Annotated in this window: 19 protein-coding genes and 1 pseudogene; 18 read left to right on the top strand and 2 right to left on the bottom strand. The window is 66.4% G+C overall.

The features are described from left to right. Positions 1–348: 348 nt before the first annotated feature. The 3 genes from V0R62_RS14860 to V0R62_RS14870 are packed head-to-tail and all read left to right on the top strand — an operon-like array spanning position 349 to position 4,759. Positions 349–2,085, top strand: a complete 1,737-nt coding sequence (locus V0R62_RS14860) for a type I secretion system permease/ATPase (protein WP_330104271.1) — start codon at positions 349–351, stop codon at positions 2,083–2,085. A 6-nt stretch (positions 2,086–2,091) separates the two neighbouring features. Next, complete coding sequence (locus V0R62_RS14865) at positions 2,092–3,429, top strand: HlyD family type I secretion periplasmic adaptor subunit (RefSeq protein ID WP_330104272.1); 1,338 nt, start codon at positions 2,092–2,094, stop codon at positions 3,427–3,429. A 1-nt stretch (position 3,430) separates the two neighbouring features. Continuing rightward, the gene (locus tag V0R62_RS14870) at positions 3,431–4,759 is read left to right on the top strand and encodes a TolC family outer membrane protein (RefSeq protein WP_330104273.1); all 1,329 of its coding nucleotides are present in this window, start codon (positions 3,431–3,433) and stop codon (positions 4,757–4,759) included. A 27-nt stretch (positions 4,760–4,786) separates the two neighbouring features. On the opposite strand, the gene V0R62_RS14875 is transcribed toward V0R62_RS14870, so the two are convergent. Then, a complete protein-coding gene (locus V0R62_RS14875; RefSeq protein WP_330104274.1) occupies positions 4,787–5,578 on the bottom strand; it encodes a FecR domain-containing protein in 792 nt (263 codons plus the stop codon). Positions 5,579–5,828: 250 nt separating this feature from the next. On the opposite strand from V0R62_RS14875, the gene V0R62_RS14880 reads away from it, so the two are divergent. The 8 genes from V0R62_RS14880 (at position 5,829) to V0R62_RS14915 (ending at position 12,634) form a co-directional block, all read left to right on the top strand. Further along, positions 5,829–6,209: a hypothetical protein gene (locus V0R62_RS14880; RefSeq protein ID WP_330104275.1), complete on the top strand. Its 381-nt coding sequence runs from the start codon at positions 5,829–5,831 to the stop codon at positions 6,207–6,209. Positions 6,210–6,352: 143 nt separating this feature from the next. Next, positions 6,353–6,697, top strand: a complete 345-nt coding sequence (locus V0R62_RS14885) for a metalloregulator ArsR/SmtB family transcription factor (protein ID WP_050705179.1) — start codon at positions 6,353–6,355, stop codon at positions 6,695–6,697. A 21-nt stretch (positions 6,698–6,718) separates the two neighbouring features. Continuing rightward, on the top strand, positions 6,719–8,002 hold the full coding sequence (locus V0R62_RS14890) for an arsenic transporter (protein ID WP_330104276.1): 1,284 nt from the start codon (positions 6,719–6,721) through the stop codon (positions 8,000–8,002). 15 nt (positions 8,003–8,017) lie between these two features. Then, positions 8,018–8,488, top strand: a complete 471-nt coding sequence (locus tag V0R62_RS14895; protein WP_330104277.1) for an arsenate reductase ArsC — start codon at positions 8,018–8,020, stop codon at positions 8,486–8,488. 176 nt (positions 8,489–8,664) lie between these two features. Further along, entirely contained in the window at positions 8,665–9,480 is an 816-nt protein-coding gene (locus tag V0R62_RS14900) for an isocitrate lyase/phosphoenolpyruvate mutase family protein (RefSeq protein ID WP_330104278.1), read from the top strand. 141 nt (positions 9,481–9,621) lie between these two features. Then, entirely contained in the window at positions 9,622–10,662 is a 1,041-nt protein-coding gene (locus V0R62_RS14905) for a hypothetical protein (RefSeq protein WP_330104279.1), read from the top strand. 27 nt (positions 10,663–10,689) lie between these two features. Then, positions 10,690–11,607 carry an arginase family protein gene (locus V0R62_RS14910; protein WP_330104280.1) on the top strand — a complete coding sequence of 306 codons (918 nt, stop codon included), beginning with the start codon at positions 10,690–10,692 and terminating at the stop codon, positions 11,605–11,607. A gap of 163 nt (positions 11,608–11,770) precedes the next feature. Continuing rightward, a complete protein-coding gene (locus tag V0R62_RS14915; RefSeq protein WP_330104281.1) occupies positions 11,771–12,634 on the top strand; it encodes a sensor domain-containing diguanylate cyclase in 864 nt (287 codons plus the stop codon). Between the two features lie 87 nt (positions 12,635–12,721). On the opposite strand, the gene bla is transcribed toward V0R62_RS14915, so the two are convergent. Beyond that, positions 12,722–13,597 (bottom strand): class A beta-lactamase, encoded by an 876-nt coding sequence (gene bla, locus V0R62_RS14920; protein WP_330104282.1) that lies wholly within the window; start codon positions 13,595–13,597, stop codon positions 12,722–12,724. A 205-nt stretch (positions 13,598–13,802) separates the two neighbouring features. Here bla and V0R62_RS14925 point away from each other — a divergent pair, with 205 nt between their 5' ends. The 7 genes and pseudogenes from V0R62_RS14925 (at position 13,803) to V0R62_RS14955 (ending at position 17,923) form a co-directional block, all read left to right on the top strand. After that, positions 13,803–14,120: a hypothetical protein gene (locus V0R62_RS14925; RefSeq protein ID WP_050705170.1), complete on the top strand. Its 318-nt coding sequence runs from the start codon at positions 13,803–13,805 to the stop codon at positions 14,118–14,120. Positions 14,121–14,219: 99 nt separating this feature from the next. Next, entirely contained in the window at positions 14,220–14,603 is a 384-nt protein-coding gene (locus tag V0R62_RS14930) for a tautomerase family protein (RefSeq protein WP_330104283.1), read from the top strand. Positions 14,604–14,653: 50 nt separating this feature from the next. After that, positions 14,654–14,872, top strand: coding sequence for a hypothetical protein (locus V0R62_RS14935; protein ID WP_330104284.1), 219 nt, complete (start codon positions 14,654–14,656; stop codon positions 14,870–14,872). A 17-nt stretch (positions 14,873–14,889) separates the two neighbouring features. Then, positions 14,890–15,549, top strand: coding sequence for an HD domain-containing protein (locus V0R62_RS14940; RefSeq protein WP_330104285.1), 660 nt, complete (start codon positions 14,890–14,892; stop codon positions 15,547–15,549). 111 nt (positions 15,550–15,660) lie between these two features. Continuing rightward, positions 15,661–16,830, top strand: coding sequence for a MerR family transcriptional regulator (locus tag V0R62_RS14945; protein ID WP_330104286.1), 1,170 nt, complete (start codon positions 15,661–15,663; stop codon positions 16,828–16,830). A 25-nt stretch (positions 16,831–16,855) separates the two neighbouring features. Continuing rightward, positions 16,856–17,413, top strand: a pseudogene (locus V0R62_RS14950) (HD domain-containing protein); the annotation flags it as partial. 9 nt (positions 17,414–17,422) lie between these two features. Beyond that, positions 17,423–17,923, top strand: a complete 501-nt coding sequence (locus V0R62_RS14955; RefSeq protein WP_330104329.1) for a GNAT family N-acetyltransferase — start codon at positions 17,423–17,425, stop codon at positions 17,921–17,923. The last annotated feature ends 80 nt before the right edge of the window (positions 17,924–18,003 follow it).

An 18,003-nucleotide genomic window follows, 5' to 3' on the forward strand; every position in this document is an offset into this window, starting at 1 on the left:
GCGAGGGGTCGGGGCGACAGCAGGCCTGCGGCGAAAGTTCCCACGAACTGATTAAGACTAAAGTTGCGCGGTAAAATCTTGTCAATATTTCGTCAGCAAAAAATATCTCGCATCGATAATGCTTCTCAAGCCACTGTTTTTAATAGGAACTTGAAGGAACATATAGAGCAAAAAGATATTACAATATATTTCTACACAACCTACTCTGCTGCTTGTGGGCTCCCTGCAACGTATTCGGAATAACCCGCCAAAAGAGCGACATAACCTTCTGCAGGCCAGCAACCACAAGGCTTTTAGCCCGACCACCGCAACGGCGGCCGGCATTTTGCGCAGAGGGAGGCTCCCCCGATGACCAGGCAGACAGGCACCCGCTCCGAGCTGGCCGAGGCACTGTTTCAACTGCGACGCAGTTTCTATGCACTGGCGGTGTTCAGCGGGGTGATAAACGTCATGATGTTGACGCCCGCCGTGTACATGCTGCAGGTGTACGACCGCGCACTGGTCAGCCGCAACCTCACGACCCTGGGCATGCTGACGGTGCTGGTGGTAGGGCTGTTCCTGCTGATGACCACCCTGGAGATGCTGCGCAGCCGGGTGCTGGTGCGGGTCGGCAACCGTCTGGACATGACGCTCAACCGGCGCCTGTTCAACGCTGCCTTCGAGCGCAACCTCAGCCGTGCCGGCGGCAGCCCCGGCCAGGCGCTGCAGGACCTGGCGCAGGTGCGTCAGTTCCTCACCGGCAACGGCCTGTTCGCCTTCTTCGACGCGCCCTGGACACCGATCTACCTGCTCGTCGCCTACCTGATCCACCCGCTGCTCGGCCTGGTCACGCTGGGCGGCTCGCTGATCCTCGCGGCCCTGGCCTGGCTCACCGAAAAGGCCACCAAGCAGCCCCTGGGCGAGGCCAACCACGCCGCCCTCGCCTGCGCCCATTACGCCAACAACAACCTGCGCAACGCCGAGGTGATCGAGGCCATGGGCATGCTGCCGTCGATCAGCCAGCGCTGGTTCCAGAGCCACCTGCGCATCCTGCAGATGCAGACCCTGGCCTCCGACCGCGCCGCCGTCATCGGCAGCATCGGGCGCTTCGTGCGCATCACCCTGCAGTCGCTGATCCTCGGCACCGGGGCCCTGCTGGCGATCGAGGGCAAGATCACCCCGGGCATGATGATCGCCTGCTCGATTCTTACCGGCCGAGCCTTGGGCCCGGTGGAACAGGTGATCTCCGCGTGGAAGCCTCTGCTCGGCTGCCGCCTGGCCTGGGGCCGGCTCAACGGCTTGCTGCAGGACTACCCGCAGCGCCCGCCGAGCATGTCGCTGCAACGGCCGCTGGGCATGCTGGCGGTAGAGAACGTCTATGCCGGCGCGCCCGGCACCAGCAGCACCATCCTGCGCGGCGTCAGCCTGAGCCTGACGCCGGGTGAAAGCCTCGGGGTGATCGGCCCGTCCGCCTCTGGCAAGTCGACCCTGGCGCGGTTGCTGGTCGGGGTGTGGCCAGCCCAGGCCGGCAAGGTGCGCCTGGACGGCGCCGACATCTTCACCTGGAACAAACGTGAACTGGGCCCCTGGCTCGGCTACCTGCCCCAGGATGTCGAGCTGTTCGAAGGCAGCATCGCCGACAACATCGCCCGCTTCGCCGAGGTGGACAGCGAGGCGGTGATCCGCGCCGCCCGGAGCGCAGGCGTGCACGACATGATCCTGCGCTTTGCCCAGGGCTACGACACCCGCCTGGACAGCGACGGCGGCCCACTGTCCGGCGGCCAGAAGCAACGCATCGCCCTGGCCCGCGCGCTGTACGGCGAACCCAACCTGATCGTGCTGGACGAACCGAACGCCAACCTCGACGACCTCGGCGAGAAGGCCCTGGTCGACGCCCTCGCCGAGCTCAAGGGCCGCGGCGCCACGGTGGTGCTGATCTCGCACCGCCCCAACGTGCTCTGCGCCGTCGACAAGGTGCTGATGCTGCGCGACGGCGCCGTGCAGATGCTCGGCAGCCGTGAAGAAGTGTTCGCCGCCCTGCGCACGGCCAGCGTGATCCCCGCTGGTGCCGCGACCCCGCTGGCCGCCGTCAAGGTACGGGAGTGACCGATCATGATCCATTCCACGCAAACCGAACTGCTGCCCAGCGACGGTACCCCGATCGACCTCGACGTCGGCAAACCCGTGCGCTGGGGCCTGTGGCTGGTGCTCGCCGGCTTCGGCGGTTTCCTCCTGTGGTCATGGCTGGCGCCCCTGGACGCCGGCGTGGTCGCCACCGGCACGGTCAAGGTCACCAGCAACCGCAAGGCCGTGCAGCACCTGACCGGCGGCACCGTCGAAGCGATCCTGGTGCACGAGGGTGAGCGGGTGAACAAAGGCCAGGCGCTGGTACGCCTCGACGCCCTGCATGCGGTGGCCGAGCAAGGCGCGGTCAGCGCCCAGTACATTGTCAGCAAGACCGTGGAGAACCGCCTGGAGGCCGAGCGCGACGGCCACGACACGGTGACCTTCGCCCCAGCCCTGCTACGCCAGTTCGAAGACGATCCGCGCCTGTTGGCGGCCATGGACCTGCAACAGCACCTGCTGGCGACCCGCCGCGCGGGCCTGGCCGGCGAGATCGGCATCCTCGAGGAGAACCTCGCCGCCTCGGCGGTGCAGCTCAAGGGCCTGCAGCAGGTATATGGCGCCCGCGCCTCGCAGATCGGCTTCCTCGGCCAGGAGCTGCAAGGCACGCGCATGCTCGCGGCCGAAGGCTACGTGCCGCGCAACCGCCTGCTGGAGCTTGAGCGCAGCAACGCCGACCTCTCCGCCGGCCAGGCCGAGAACCTCAACAACATCGCCCGGGTGCGCAGCCAGATCAACGAGCTCAGGCTGCGCGTCCTGCAGCGCCGCCACGACTACCTCAAGGAGGTGCAGTCGCAGCTGACCGACACCGCCAAGGAAAGCACCACCCTGGCTGACCGCCTGCGCGCCCTGGACTACGAAGTGACCCATACGATCATCCGCGCGCCCATCGACGGCATGGTCCAGGCCTTGAGCATCGCCACCGTCGGCGGGGTGGTCCAGCCCGGCAGCCGGATCATGGAGGTCGTCCCGCTCGACGAGCCGCTGCAGGTCGACGCGATGATCCCGGTGCAGGCCATCGACCGTATGACCCCGGGCCTGGCCGTGGACATCGCCTTCCCCGCCTTCAACCACGCCAGCACGCCGAACATTCCCGGGCGCGTGCTGACCGTCTCCGCTGATCGCCTGCTCGACGAGGAGAGCAAGCAGCCGTTCTACCTGGCCCAGGTGGAGGTCACGGCCGACGGCATGGCCTTGCTCGGCAGCAACCATATCCGCCCCGGCATGCCCGCCACCGTCACCATCAAGACCGGCGAGCGCAACCTGCTGAGCTACCTGCTCAAACCCCTGCTCGAACGCGTCGACGCCGCGTTCAAGGAGCAATGAGATGAATCGCCACTGCCTTGGCCTGTGCCTGCTGGCACTGGCATCGCCAGCAGGCGCCATGGACCTCAAGCAAGCCTGGGACCTGCTGCAGTACCAGGGACCGATCTACCGCGCCGCGGTGCATGAACAGCAGGCCGGCCTGGAAAACCGCGCCATCGGCCAGGCCGGCCTGCTGCCGCAGGTCAACGCCTCGGCCTACGCCAACCGCATCGACGGCAGCCAGCGCCAGCACGGCATCGACAACGACCTCGACTATGACGCCACCGGCGCCAACCTGCGCCTGCGTCAGCCGCTGTTCAACAAGCAGAAGATGGCCGAATACCGCCAGGGCCAGCAACGCGCCGACTACAGCGTGGCGGTGTTCGATGCCAAGAGCCAGGACGCCGCCGTGCGCCTGGCCGACAGCTACTTCGACGTGCTCCTGGCCAGCGAGACCATCAGCCTGGCCCGGGCCAAGCTCGGCGCCTTCGAGGAGCAGCTCAGCTCGGCCAGGCGACGCATGCAGCTGGGGGCCGGCACCATCACCGACATCGACGAGTCCCTGGCCCGCCGTGACCTCGCCGAGGCCGAACTGATCGAGGCCCGGGACAACCTGGCCAACGCCAGCCGCAAGCTGGCCGAGTACATCGGCGAGACACCCGTGTCGCTGACCACCCTGCAGGCGGACTTCGCCACCCCGCCGCTGCTGCCGGACAACCTGCGCGACTGGCTGGCCAGGGCCCAGGCCGACAGCCCGGTGATTCAGGCGCGCCGGCACAGCTACGCGCTGGCCGAGGAAGAGGTCAAGCGCGCCAAGGCCGGCCACTGGCCGACCCTGGACTTCGTCGCCGGCTACACCGCCGGCAAGAGCCAGTCGATCTCCGAGCTGAACCAGCGCAACCACTACAGTTCGATCGGCCTGGAGCTGAACATTCCGCTGTACAGCGGCGGTGGCGTCAGCGCGTTGAGCCGCCAGGCCAGCGCCAACAGCGCCAAGGCGCTGGACGAGCTCGACGCCACACGCGAGGAAGTCATCACCGGCACCACCCGCGAATTTCGTGGCGTGCAAAGCGGCGCCCTGCGCGTGCACGCGCTGGAAAAGGCGGTGGCCTCCAACGAACGCTCGCTGCTGTCGGCACGCAAGGGCTTCAGTGCCGGCGGCACCAGCACCAACGCCGATGTGCTCGACGCCGAGGAGCTGCTGTTCGTGGCACGGCATGACCTGTTCGAGGCCAAGCTGCGCTACCTGATGTCGCGCCTGCGCCTGGCCTCGGCGGTGGGCAGCCTGGGGGATGACGACATCGACCAGATCAACCGGTACCTGGGGCCGGAGTTGTTGGTGAACAACTAGGTCTGTCTGCGAATGAGAGCAGCCGGCTCAGGCTGGCACCACGTTGACCCAGAACCCCAGCACCCGCTGGACCCGGACCGGCAGCACTTCGCTGAGCAGCACCAGGCTATCGTCCGGCTGGTCGAGGGACAACGATCTGCTGACCTGCAGCCCCGCAACCCGCGGGTCGCACCGGAGCACGCCAGGGCGATAGTTGTCGAGTTCCTCGAGCACCTCGGCCAGGGGCATGCGCTCGGCCACCAGGTGTCCGTGGGTCCAGGCTCCGGCCCCGGCTGGCAATGCGGCCCTCGGGGTGCTTTGCGTATCACTGAACAGTTGCTGCCAACCGGTGTCCAGTGCCACCGGGGCTGCTGAGCCATACTCGATCGACGCCACGCCCTCGAGCATCTGCACCAGGGTGAAGGAGGCCTGTTGCTGGACGATCAAGCGCGCCGTCTGCCCCGGCAGAATGCGTGCCTGTGCAGTTCGCAAGCTGACTCCGGCGCCCTGCGTCACTTCCAGCAACACCCGGCCACGTTGCAAGGTCACGGCGCGGCCGACGCTGTCCAGCGCGCTGCGGCTATCGAGTAGCACCGAAAGGCCCGGTGCCAGTCGCCAGCCGCGTCGTTGTCCGGTGCCGGTGGCGCAATCGCTGAACAGGGTTGGCAGCACGTCACATTGGCTTATGCCATAGCCACTGGCGAGGAGCGCACCGGTCGCGGCCAGACCACCGAGCAGTGTTCGCCGCGACACCTTCGCCCGGCAACCCCGGGTGGCCAGCGGCTCGGCTTCACTGTTCTGGATCAGGTCCAGTGCCGGCTCGCGGTTGGTTGAAGACATGCGGCGACTCTCTGGGGAGGGCGAAAAGGTGCTTATGATAATTCTTATCATTTACTTTCTGCCAGATGCTTCGTCTCGCTCTGAGAGGTGTTCGCCACAGCTCTTGCAGCGCCTATGAGGACAAGACTCGGGACAAACACCCCTCCAGAACTTTTTCCGTTTTCCCGGTCTATTGGGTGAGTGCGTTCCACGGTTGTTCCAACAGCCACCGAACACACGCTCAACTGCCAATCAGAGGTTGTCTTCACTCATGAAATTCCCTGCCCCATGCATGCTGCTCGTTGGCCTGTTCGCACTCGCGGCCGCAGGCTCGGCATCCGCCGCACCGATGAAGACTTCAACACCTCCCGCCCACACCCTCGACCTGGCGGACCGCCAGGCCAGCGAAAACCCTTGGCCAAGCCTGACCAGCACGTCCTCGTCAACCCTGCTGGCCCATGACGACCGCTACCGGCACGACGAGCGCTGGCACGATCACCGCGACGACTGGCGTCGAGAGCAGTGGCGCCGCGAACAATGGCGCCGGGAACAGCACCGCCGGGAAATGGAACGGCAGCGCTACTGGGAGCGCCATCACGAACGCGCCCTGCGTCATCGCTACGACGACGACCACCGCTACTATCGCCGCTGAACAGTCCATGCGCTGCCTGCTTCCCTCTGGAACAAACATGACTTGAGCTGACACAGCGTGGGAGCGGGCATGCCCCGCGATGGGGTTGCGCTTTACATATGGAAATCCGTATATTCGATTTTCCATATGTATAGGCCATCCCCATGCTCACGCCCCCCGAGGTATTCAAATGCCTCGCCGACGAGACCCGCGCCCGTGCCACCTTGCTGATCGCCCAGTCGGGCGAGTTGTGCGTCTGCGAGTTGATGTGCGCCCTCGGCGACAGCCAGCCGAAGATCAGCCGCCACCTGGCCCAGCTGCGCAACTGCGGCCTGTTGCAGGACCGCCGCCAGGGCCAGTGGGTGTACTACCGCCTCGCCCCGCAGCTCCCCGCCTGGGTGCATGACCTGCTGCAACTGACCCTGCGGGCCAACGAAACCTGGCTGCACGACAACACCACCCGCCTGCAGCTCATGGACGGCCGCCCGCAACGCGCCGCCTGCTGCTGAACCTGCCCCCGGAAAACACCCATGCTGATCGCGATCGCGGTTTTCGTCTTCACCTTGGTGCTGGTGATCTGGCAACCCCGTGGCCTGGGCGTGGGCTGGAGCGCGGCACTCGGCGCGCTGATCGCCCTGGCCGTCGGCGCAGTCTCGCTGCAGGACATCCCGGCGGTCTGGGCCATCGTCTGGAACGCCACGGCCACCTTCATCGCCATCATTATCATCAGCCTGCTGCTCGACGAAGCCGGCTTCTTCGAATGGGCCGCCCTGCATGTGGCGCGCTGGGCCAATGGCAGCGGCTACCGCCTGTTCGCCTTCTGCGTGCTGCTGGGCGCGGCGGTGTCGGCAGTGTTCGCCAACGACGGCGCCGCGCTGATCCTCACCCCCATCGTCATGTCGATGCTGCTGGCCTTGCGCTTCTCGGCCGCCACGACCCTGGCGTTCGTCATGGCTGCCGGCTTCATCGCCGACACCGCGAGCCTGCCGCTGGTGGTATCGAACCTGGTCAATATCGTTTCGGCGGACTATTTCGGCCTGGGCTTCGGCGAGTACGCCGCGGTGATGGTCCCGGTGAACCTGGTCAGCGTCGTCGCCACCCTCGGCGTGCTGTGGCTGTTCTTCCGTCGTGATCTGCCCCGTCACTATGCCCTCGATGCGCTCAAGGCCCCCGAAGCGGCGATCCATGACCGCGCCACCTTCGTGGTCGGCGGCTGGATGCTGGTGGTGCTGCTGGTCGGGTTGTTCGCCCTGGAACCGTTGGGCGTGCCGGTCAGCGCGGTGGCGGCCGTGTGCGCGGCGATGCTGTTCGCCGTTGCCGCCCGTGGCCATCGCATCTCCACCCGCCGCGTGCTGCGCGAGGCGCCCTGGCAGGTGGTGATCTTCTCGCTGGGCATGTACCTGGTGGTGTACGGACTGAAGAACGCCGGCCTCACCGATCTGCTCACGCAACTGCTCGACCGCCTGGCCGCGCACGGTCTGTGGAGCGCCACCCTCGGCACCGGCCTGCTCGCCGCCTTGCTGTCGTCGGTGATGAACAACATGCCCAGCGTGCTCATCGGCGCCCTGTCGATCCAGGCCAGCGATGCCCAGGGCCTGGTGCGCGAAGCGATGATCTACGCCAACGTCATCGGCTGCGACCTGGGCCCCAAGATCACCCCCATCGGCAGCCTCGCCACCCTGCTCTGGCTGCACGTGCTGGAGCGCAAGGGCATGCGCATCACCTGGGGCTACTACTTCAAGGTCGGCATCCTGCTGACCCTGCCGGTCCTGTTGATCACCCTCTCGGCCCTGGCCTTGCGCCTGAGCCTTTGATACCCGGAGCGCCCCATGCAAGTCCTGTTCATGTGCACGGCCAACAGCTGCCGCAGCATCCTCAGCGAAGCCCTGTTCAACCACCTGGCGCCGCCGGGCTGGCAAGCCGTGAGCGCGGGCAGCTTTCCCCGGGGCCAGGTGCTGCCGCGCAGCCTGGGCACCCTGCAGCAGGCCGGCATCGCCATCGAGGGGCTGAGCAGCAAAGGCAACGACGCCTTCGCGCACAACCCGCCGGACATCGTCATCACCGTGTGCGACAAGGCCGCCGGAGAAACCTGCCCGGTGTACTTCGGCCCGGCCCTGAAATGCCACTGGGGGCTGGCGGACCCGTCCGAGGTGGTGGGCGACGAGCAGGCCATCGACGCCGCCTTCCGCGCCACCCTGGCGCATATCGAACGGCGCTGCCGGGCGTTCCTGGCCCTGCCCCTGGACCGCCTCGGGCGCGATCAGCTTGGGGTTGAGCTGGAGAAGATCGGCAGGCTTTGAGGGCTGGTCCTTTCGAGGTGTTCGACATTAGAGTTGCAGCGCCTACAAGATCGAGCGCCGCGCGGGCGGCGCTCGATCTCACAGGCGCTGCAACACGCTCGTCGAACCCCACGGAAAATGGCAATCTAGGCCCCGCAATGAACCATCAACAGGATGTTCAAGGGAGTCATGTCGTCATGGCAGCACTGGATCGCGTTTTTCATGGGCTTCACCAGCAAGGGTTGTTACTCCTGGCCAACGTGGCGGACGCTGGCGGCGCGCGCCTGGTCGAGCGCCAGGGCAGCCAGGCGGTCGCCACCAGCAGCGCCGCCGTGGCCTGGTCGCATGGTTACCAGGACGGCGACAAGCTGCCCCTGGCATTGCTGGCCGGCACCGTCGAGTCGATGGCAAGGGTGCTCAGCGTGCCGCTGACGGTGGATATCGAAGGCGGCTATTCGGACGCCCCCGAACAGGTTGCCAAGGTCGTCGACACGGTCATCGCCGCAGGCGCGGTGGGGATCAACATCGAGGACGGCACGCAGTCTCCCGAACAGCTCCTGCGCAAGCTCGACGCCGCCAGAAACGCCGCGAGCCGGCGTGGGGTCGACCTGTTCATCAACGTGCGCAGCGATGTCTACCTGAAGAACCTGCTGCCCGCCGAGCAGCGCCTCGAGGAGCTCCTGCGGCGCGCCGCGCGCTATGCCGCTGGTGGCGCGAACGGGCTGTTCGCCGCCGGCGTGGTCGAGCCCGGCGAGATCGCCACGCTGTGCCGGGAGGTAACGCTGCCGGTCAACCTGCTCTGGCGCGCAGGCTTGCTCACCCCCACCGAACTGCAACGGCTTGGCGTTCGCCGCCTGAGTGCCGGCTCGAGCATCGCCGAGTTTCTCTGCGGCGCCATGAGCGGCCTGGCCCAGCGTTTCCTGGAAAGCGGCCAGCTCGACACCCACGGATTGAAGGCCCACAGCTATGCAGAGCTCAACGCTCTGATGGCCAGCCAGGCCGATGCCTCCTGATCGCTAGCCTGTAGGAACTGAAAAGCACCTGGCCCTCATCGGTTCGTTCCACTACCGTGGGCCGATCATCTTCGGCCCACTGGACGAATAGCCGGAATCGCCCTAGCATCGGCGCCCCCACGGCCTCACTCACGGACGATCATGCCCCCCGCCGCCCGCCTGCTTGCCCTGTTCGCCCTGTCCACCCTGGTCAGCGCCTGCAGTATCAATGGCACCTACATCGACAGCACCCGCCCTGATGCCGCCAAGCTGCGCTACATCTCGGGCAATGGCAGCGCCACCCTCGACCTGTTCGACAGCGCGCGCTGTGAAGGCCGGACCACCGGCATCCTCAACAACCTCTTCGTGCCCGACTCTCGCCGACGGGCCGACATGAGCGTACCGCCGCCGGCAAACAGCAACAGCTACTACGAGATCCGCCTCGAGCCCGGCCAGCCGGTACATGTTCGTGCCAACACCCAGGGCGCCAACACGGTCTGCTCGGCCTCGTTCACCCTGACACCGCAGGCAGGCTCCGAATATGAACTGCGCTTCGACCAGTCGCCTGGCTACTGCCAGGCGACACTGGTGCGTTTGCAACGGGTCGAGGGCAAGGACCAGCGCCAGCCCTATCCGATGATCGACACCATTCCAAGCGCCTGCTGGGGTACGTCAGCGCTGTTCCCGAAAAAACCCACGCCGCTACCCGATACCGCCCGGCGCACCGCGTTGATCGACAGCATCATCCGCGACAGCGTCACCCCGGAGATGGAGCAACTGACCACGTTGCGTAAAGCCGTCGCCCTCACTCGGCAAGCCTCCCCCGAAGTCCAGGTAGCGGAGCGCAAGCGGGAACTGGGCCTCGATCTGCCAGAGGCCTACTGGCAGCAGTACCAGCAGAACCTGCAAACGCTCGCCGAGGCGCTCGCCAACCTCAAGGCACGTACGCTGGTACGCTACGACGCCGACAGCCGCGCCTACCTGCGCAGCGTGCGCGACGAGCAGTTGCAGGTCTGGGCCGGTGGCAACAACGACGCGGGCCTGCCGAGCAAGGCCCAGCGCATGCGCGACATGGCCTACTACTACAACTACGTCCTGCAGGAGACGATTGCGCAGATCAACCTCGAACACCTGCGCAGCATGGCTGAACTGGATCAACGCGAAGGGGTTTGCAAGCGCTTCGCCGGATGCTGGAAACTCTAGGTCTTCAACCGAGCGAAGGTCTGCCCCATGCAAGTCATCGCCGCCCCCTCGAACCTCGGCCTCAGTCCCCTGAGGCCAGGCCACCAACCCGGCACCTGGCGCGCCCCGTCAGCCCTGCTGGCAGCGGGTCTGCTGCAGGCGATCAATGCCAGCAGCGTGAGGCATCTGCCACGTCCGCTCTACTCAGCCGAGGCACAACCTGGCACCCGCCTGCGCAACGGCCACGCCCTGCGCGCGTTCAATCTCGCCCTGGCGGACCTGGTGCGTGCCGCCATGCAGGAGGATGACTTTGCACTGGTCATCGGCGGAGACTGCTCCATCCTGCTTGGCGCACTGGCCGGTGCGCACCACGCAGGCCCGCTGTCGCTCCTGCACATTGACGGGCACAGCGACTTCCGCCACCCCGGCAACTACGACCCGGCACAGAGCCTGGGCGCCGTCGCCGGCATGGACCTGGCCCTGGCCACTGGCCGTGGCGAGGCGCTGGCAACCGACTGGCCCGGCATAGCGGGTCCGCTGGTGGCCGATGCCCAGGTTGTCCAATTGGGCGAGCGCGAGAACCGTGATCACGACTTCGCCTGGCCCGACGTCAACCATACGGCCATCAACCGAATCGACGTCTTCGAGGCGCTGGCCATCGGCCCGGACGCGGTCATCGCACGGATCAGGGACACGCTCGACCAGGAGCCTGGCCAGGGGTTCTGGATACACCTGGACATCGATGTGCTGGACCAGGCGATCATGCCCGCGGTCGACAGCCCTGGGTCACCGGGGATCGCCCCCGACGACCTGGTGAGGATCCTCACCCCGTTCGTGGCGGACCGACGCTGCCGGGGCATGACGGTCACGGTCTTCGATCCGGACCTGGACCCCGACGGACGCTGCGCGACGACAATCGTCGAGTTGCTGGGGCGGTTGCCGTTTCCGCCAGACAAGGGCACTTGAAGTAGCCGACGGTCTGCTTGCCCACAGGTAGTGTGCCGCGCCCCCGACCCTGTGTATGCTGCACGGGCGCGGCGAGCGGCCCCCGGCGGCTTGCAGGACCTCGCGCGGCCGCCCTGCGTGATCGGACCATGACCGGGCTACCCGTATCGGACACCCCTGCCCTATGCCCGTCGACCTGCAAGCGCTCTACCCCAGGCTGATCCACCTGATGCTGGACACCGTGTTCGTGGTCGACCGGGACGACACCATCGTGTTCGTGAGCAATGCCTGCGAGGCCTTGCTCGGCTACCGCGCCGACGAACTGACCGGCACCCCGATCACCCGCTACATGCACCCGAACGACCTGGAGGCCACCCGCGCGTCGATCGTCCGGGTCATGGACGGCACCCCGCACTTCGACTTTCGCAACCGCTATGTGCGCAAGGATGGCGAGATCGTGCATATCCTCTGGGCGGCTTTCTGGTCCGACGAGGTAGGGGCGCGGATCGGCGTCGCGCGCAACATCACCGCCCTCACCCAGGCCGAGCAGGAACTGCGCTTTCTCGCCCATCACGACCCGCTGACCAAGCTGACCAACCGCTCGCTATTCAACGATCGCCTGGCCACGGCCCTGCGCGCCGCCCGCCATCAGCAGCGCCGGCTGGCCCTGCTGTTCCTCGACGTCAACGACTTCAAGGGCATCAACGATGTGCACGGCCATGCGGCCGGCGACCGCGTGCTGTGCACCATCGCCCAACGCCTGCAGGACAGCGTACAGGAAGCGGACACCGTGGCGCGGATCGGCGGCGACGAGTTCATCGTGCTGCTGACCGACGTGCCGTCGGAGGACGCCGTGTACGAGGTGGTCGAGCAGATCGCCATGGTCATGGAGGAGCCGCTCGGGGCCGAATTCGGCGATGTCAGGATGCCGTCCTGCAGCATCGGCGTGGCCTGCTATCCCACCGATGGCGAGGATGCCGACACCTTGCTCAGCCATGCCGATGGCGAGATGTACCGCAAGAAGCGGCGGCGGGTGCGGGTGGGGTGATGGTCTGTTGTGGCCTCATCGCGGGTGAGCGCGCGCCCCACCACTTGTGGGAGCGGGCTTGCCCCGCGATGAGGCCCGTGCGATTGCTCAGCCCTTCCAGGCCTCCACCACGATCCGCGTGGCCGCCGCGATCGTTTCGCTGTTCCACGGCGCATCCTGTTGCGTGCCGCGGCTGAACACCACCAGGATCCACGGCGCCCGGCCCTTGGGCCAGATGACCGCGACATCGTTGGCCACGCCATAGTCGCCCGAGCCGGTCTTGTCGCCCACCACCCAGTCCTTCGGCAGTCCGGCGCGAATGCGCGTGTCGCCGGTGGTGTTGCCCTTGAGCCAGGCCTGCAGCTGTTGTTGCGCGGCGGCGGGCAGGCCATCGGTGAGCAGCAGGCGCTGCAGGGTCATGCCCATGGCCAAGGGCGTCGTGGTGTCACGCGGATCACCCGGCAAGGCGGTGTTCAGCGTCGGCTCGTTGCGATCGAGGCGGAAGGTCGGATCGCCCAGGCCGCGGACGAACGCCGTCAGCCCGGGTGGACCGCCGACCAGCTCGAGCAGCAGGTTGCCGGCGGTGTTGTCGCTGTACTGCACGGCGGCGGCGCACAGCTCGGCGACGGTCATGCCCGGCCCGACATGCTTTTCGGTGACCGGCGAATAGACCACCAACTGCTCGGCGCCATAGGCGATGCGCCGCGCCAGCAAACCCGGCTCGGATACGCTGCGGTTTAGGACGGCGCCGGCAAGGACAGCCTTGAAGGTGCTGCAGAAGGCGAAGCGCTCTTCGCCACGCCAGGCCAGTTGCCGACCGCTGCCGGTGTCCAAGGCCCACAGGCCGATGGTACTGCCGCTGGCCGCCTCGAGCTGTTGCATCGCCTGGCGCAGCGAATTGTCCGCCCAGGTGGGCAGGGTCAGCAGGGCCGAGCAGCCGAGCGCGCCCTGGAGCACGCGGCGGCGGCTGAGGGTGGGGATCATGCAGGCATTCCTTAAGAAAATGAGCAAAACGCGAAGGCTAGAACGTTTTAGCACCTGAGCCAAGCACCGCCTTGTCCCTCCAGCAGGACCACCCATGCCGTGGGAAAGCGGATTCTTTTCGCGCCACTGCCCTGGCCACCCTTGCGTTGACCGGCAAAAGGCAGGACAGTAACCGGGTGTTCCCGCAATGAAACGGAGATTCGCCTTGACTACCGATCGCCTGAGCCTGCTCCAGTTCGAGCAACTCAGCCTGAAGCCCGCCGCCGCCAGCCAGTTCGCCCTCTCGCTGAAGGACCTCGAACAGCTGACACTCCCCGAGCGCTACGCCTATCGTGCAGCCCACTACCTGGGCGACATGGCCGAGGCAGAGAATAGCCAGCAGCTGGCTGTCGCCAAGGACCAGGGCATCGGTTTCACCCAGGGCCTGCTCACCGCCGCGGCCATCGAAGACGCCCTGGCGAAAAGGCTGATCGAGGTCTTCAATAACGCGAGCGAGCGTGCCCTCAAGCTACTGCCGCAGTAACGGTAGTTGCCTTCCCGAGCCCGGCACCTGTCCGGGCTCATGCCTGATCCTGCCCTACCAGCTTCTGCGTCTCGCCTGGCCATCGTCCAAGGAGTCCACATGCCACTGGTACGCATCGATATCAAGCGCCACCCCGACCCGGCTCATCTGCGCACACTCGGCAAGATCGTCTACGCCTGCATGCGGCGAACGATCAATGTGCCCGAGCACGACAATTTCCAGATCCTGACCGAACACGACGGCGACCGCCTGGTGAGCGACCCGCAGTACCTGGGCATCCAACGTTCCGACGGCCAGGTGTTCATCCAGATCACCCTCAACGAAGGCCGCACCCTGGAGCAGAAGAAGGCGCTATACCAGGCCATCGCCGAAGGTTTCGAGCGCGAGGCCGGCGTGCGACCGGAGGATGTGTTCATCAACCTGGTCGAGGTGCGCAAGGAGAACTGGTCGTTCGGCAACGGTATCGCCCAGTACGCCAGTTGACGGCTGTGGGCAGCCTGGCACCATCCTTACCATGGCCACAGGAGCCTCCGGTGATCAGCGAACTATCCGTTCATGTCCTGTTCCGCAGCCTGTGCTATCCGCTCGGTTGGCCACTGGTGAAGCTGGCCACGCTGGGCAGATATCCGTCCAGGGGCGCCTGGCACACCGAGCGCGCCGAGGCCGAGTGGACAGCGGCCATCGGCCTTGTCGTACTCTTGCTGCTACTGATGCTGTTGCTGGGGCAATTCGACGTTGCGCCTTTCCCCTGATCCGCTGGAGCCCTTCATTGACCAACACGCCCTTCTTCCCCTTGCAGACCCTAGCGGCCGAGTTGCTGCCCCACCTGCCCGCCGACAGTAACGACGGCTCCCACGACCTTGCCCATCTGCAACGGGTCTGGAGCAATGTCCGGCGTATCCAGGCCAGGGAAGGCGGCGACCTCGAAGTGCTGCTCGCCGCCACCGTGCTGCACGATTGCGTGGCAGTGGAAAAGAACTCGCCCCTGCGTGCGCAGGCCTCGACGCTTTCGGCCGAACGCGCCGCCGCGATCCTCGCCGACATGGGCTGGCCACTTCCGCGCATCGAGCAGGTGACCCATGCGGTGATGACCCACAGCTACTCGGCGGGCCTTTCACCGCAGAGCCTGGAAGCGAAGATCCTCCAGGACAGTGATCGCCTGGACTCCATGGGCGCCGTCGGCATCGCCCGCTGCTTCTATGTGTCCGGGCGCACGGGGTCGGCGCTCTACGACGTCGAGAACCCCACCGCCGCAGGCCGGGACTATCGCGACAACCGCTTCACCATCGAGCATTTCCACACCAAGCTGCTCAAGCTCGCCTCGGGCTTGCAGACCGGCGAAGGCGCACGCCTGGCCGCGCTCAGGCATCAGCGGCTGGCGTCATTCCTGGCCGAGTTCATGGAGGAAATCGGGGTGGATCCGGCCTGAACCTTGTCGACCCAGGCTTGAAGGGCACCCGTGCGCCCTTCTGCGAAAATCCGCTTTACCTGTCTATAACTTCATAGTTCATCATCGCCCCACTGCATGAGGGGAAGACTGGTGTATCGCATTTCCGAACTGGCGGCGAAGGTGGGCCTGAGCCGCTCCACGCTGCTCTACTACGAAAAACTCGGGCTGGTGAGCTCACGGCGCCAGGCCAACGGTTATCGCACCTACGGCGAGCAGGACCTGCAGCAGCTGCGGTTGTTGCAGCAACTGCAGGCCGGCGGCCTGAGCCTGAAGGAATGCCAGGCCTGCCTGGAGGCGCGCCTGGACCGCGCGGCCCTGCTCGAACGCCTGCACACCCTGGACGAGGAGATCGCCGCCCGACAACGCTCGCGTGACCTGCTGGCGGCGATGCTCGGGTTGTCGTCCATGCGCCCCTGGCACCAGGCCCTCGAGCAGCAGGCACCCGGCGCCCACCTGGCGTGGTTGCGCCGGCAGGGATTCAATGAGAAACAGGCCCTGCGCCTGAAATGGCTGTCCCGCGACATGAACGAACACGACCGCTACATGGCCGACTTCGAACGCATCTTCGATGGCCTCGAGCACCTTGGCCCGGGCTCGCCAGAGGATTCGCTCAACGCACTGCGCGCCCTGCCCCACGCCCCCGCAACACTGCTGGACATCGGCTGCGGCCGTGGTGCCTCCAGCGTGCTGCTGGCCGAACACAGCCAGGCGCACATCACTGCGCTGGACAACGACGAGCACAGCCTGGGTTGCCTGCGCGCGACCCTGGTCGCCAAGGGCCTGCAGGCGCGGGTCTCGCCGATTTGCGCGAGCATGACCCATCTGCCGTTCGCGCCTCGGCACTTCGACGCGATCTGGGCCGAGGGTTGCGCCTACATCATGGGCTTCGACAACGCCCTGGCGTACTGGCGCGCCTTCCTCAAACCCCAGGGTTACCTGGTGGTCAGCGACCTGGTGCGGGTGGTCGACAGGCTAGCCCCCTCGGCCGAGGCGTTCTGGCAGGCCGCCTACCCCGACCTGCACAGCGTCGACACGCGCCTGGCCGCCATCGCCCGCCTGGGCTATCGCACCCTGTCGCACTTCCCCTTGAGCGCGCAGGCCTGGGCCAACTATCTGGAGCCGCTGAGCGCACGCGTGGCCAGCCTGGCGAGCGAGACCTTCGCCTCCCAGGCCCTGGCCGACATCCGCCGCGAACTCGAGATCCACGAAAACCACCTGGGCGAGTACGGGTATCATCTGTTCGTCATGCAGACACGCTGAACCCGCCCCAGGACATGGAGTCACCATGAACATCGAAAAACTGCAGAACCGCCTCGCCTTCCTGCGCCAGGCCGAACAACTCAAGAGCGTCATCCGCAGCGCCCACACCTCCAGCGGCCGCGCCGAAAGCACCGCCGAGCACACCTGGCGGCTGTGCCTGATGGCCATCACCTTCGCCGACGAACTGGGCGACCTCGACCTGCTCAAGGTGCTGAAGATGTGCCTGGTCCACGACCTGGGCGAGGCCATCAGCGGCGACGTCCCGGCCGTCAGCAAACAGGGCTTCCCCGACAAGAGCCGGCAGGAGCGCGAAGACCTGCTGCACCTGATGTCGAGTCTGGACGCCGCCCTGCGTGACGAGATCATGGCGTTGTGGGAGGAATACGAGGCCGCCACCTCAGTCGAGGCCCAGGCGGTCAAGGCCCTCGACAAGCTGGAGACCCTGCTGCAGCACAACCAGGGCCGCAACCCGCCGGGCTTCGACTATGCCTTCAACCTCGACTACGGTAAGCGCTACACCGCCGCCACACCGCTGTTCGAGGCCCTGCGCGGCCTGATCGACGCCGACACGCGCCGGCATCTCGACAATGGCATCACCCTGCGCGACGAACGCCCGGAGGACGCCACCACCATCGGCCACCTGACCGAAGCCGCCTTTGCCAACGCCGATCACAGCAGCCACACCGAGCAGTTCATCGTCACCGCCCTGCGCCGAGCCGGAGCGCTGACGGTATCGCTGGTGGCCGTGGAGGCTGGTGTCATCGTCGGCCATGTGGCGATCTCCCCGGTGACCCTGTCGTCGGGCGTCACTGGCTGGTACGGACTGGGACCGGTCTCGGTGTTGCCGCAACGTCAGGGCCAGGGCATCGGCTCGGCGCTGATCAACGCCGCGCTGGCCCGCCTGCACGGGCTGGGTGGCCAAGGCTGCGTAGTGCTGGGCGACCCAGGGTACTATGGCCGCTTCGGTTTCAAGGCCCAACCGGGCCTGAGCCTGCCGGGCGTGCCGGCCGAGTACTTCCAGGCCCTGGCCTTCAGCGGTGATATGCCGCAGGGCAGCGTGCAATACCACGTGGCTTTCGAGGCGACGGCGTAAACCATCCGCCGCTCCATGGCAGCCCCTGTGGAGCGGCCCTTCTCTCGTATCCCGTTGCCAGCCCACTGGGAAATACACAA

Source organism: Pseudomonas carassii (assembly GCF_036324045.1).
GTDB classification, from domain to species: domain Bacteria; phylum Pseudomonadota; class Gammaproteobacteria; order Pseudomonadales; family Pseudomonadaceae; genus Aquipseudomonas; species Aquipseudomonas peradeniyensis.

What these genes read in the sequence shown, in the direction of transcription:
- V0R62_RS14860 (WP_330104271.1), top strand. Translation starts at nt 349, where the DNA reads ATGACCAGGCAGACAGGCACCCGCTCCGAGCTGGCCGAGGCACTGTTT.
- V0R62_RS14865 (WP_330104272.1), top strand. Translation starts at nt 2,092, where the DNA reads ATGATCCATTCCACGCAAACCGAACTGCTGCCCAGCGACGGTACCCCG.
- V0R62_RS14870 (WP_330104273.1), top strand. Translation starts at nt 3,431, where the DNA reads ATGAATCGCCACTGCCTTGGCCTGTGCCTGCTGGCACTGGCATCGCCA.
- V0R62_RS14875 (WP_330104274.1), bottom strand. Translation starts at nt 5,578, where the DNA reads ATGTCTTCAACCAACCGCGAGCCGGCACTGGACCTGATCCAGAACAGT.
- V0R62_RS14880 (WP_330104275.1), top strand. Translation starts at nt 5,829, where the DNA reads ATGAAATTCCCTGCCCCATGCATGCTGCTCGTTGGCCTGTTCGCACTC.
- V0R62_RS14885 (WP_050705179.1), top strand. Translation starts at nt 6,353, where the DNA reads ATGCTCACGCCCCCCGAGGTATTCAAATGCCTCGCCGACGAGACCCGC.
- V0R62_RS14890 (WP_330104276.1), top strand. Translation starts at nt 6,719, where the DNA reads ATGCTGATCGCGATCGCGGTTTTCGTCTTCACCTTGGTGCTGGTGATC.
- V0R62_RS14895 (WP_330104277.1), top strand. Translation starts at nt 8,018, where the DNA reads ATGCAAGTCCTGTTCATGTGCACGGCCAACAGCTGCCGCAGCATCCTC.
- V0R62_RS14900 (WP_330104278.1), top strand. Translation starts at nt 8,665, where the DNA reads ATGGCAGCACTGGATCGCGTTTTTCATGGGCTTCACCAGCAAGGGTTG.
- V0R62_RS14905 (WP_330104279.1), top strand. Translation starts at nt 9,622, where the DNA reads ATGCCCCCCGCCGCCCGCCTGCTTGCCCTGTTCGCCCTGTCCACCCTG.
- V0R62_RS14910 (WP_330104280.1), top strand. Translation starts at nt 10,690, where the DNA reads ATGCAAGTCATCGCCGCCCCCTCGAACCTCGGCCTCAGTCCCCTGAGG.
- V0R62_RS14915 (WP_330104281.1), top strand. Translation starts at nt 11,771, where the DNA reads ATGCCCGTCGACCTGCAAGCGCTCTACCCCAGGCTGATCCACCTGATG.
- bla (WP_330104282.1), bottom strand. Translation starts at nt 13,597, where the DNA reads ATGATCCCCACCCTCAGCCGCCGCCGCGTGCTCCAGGGCGCGCTCGGC.
- V0R62_RS14930 (WP_330104283.1), top strand. Translation starts at nt 14,220, where the DNA reads ATGCCACTGGTACGCATCGATATCAAGCGCCACCCCGACCCGGCTCAT.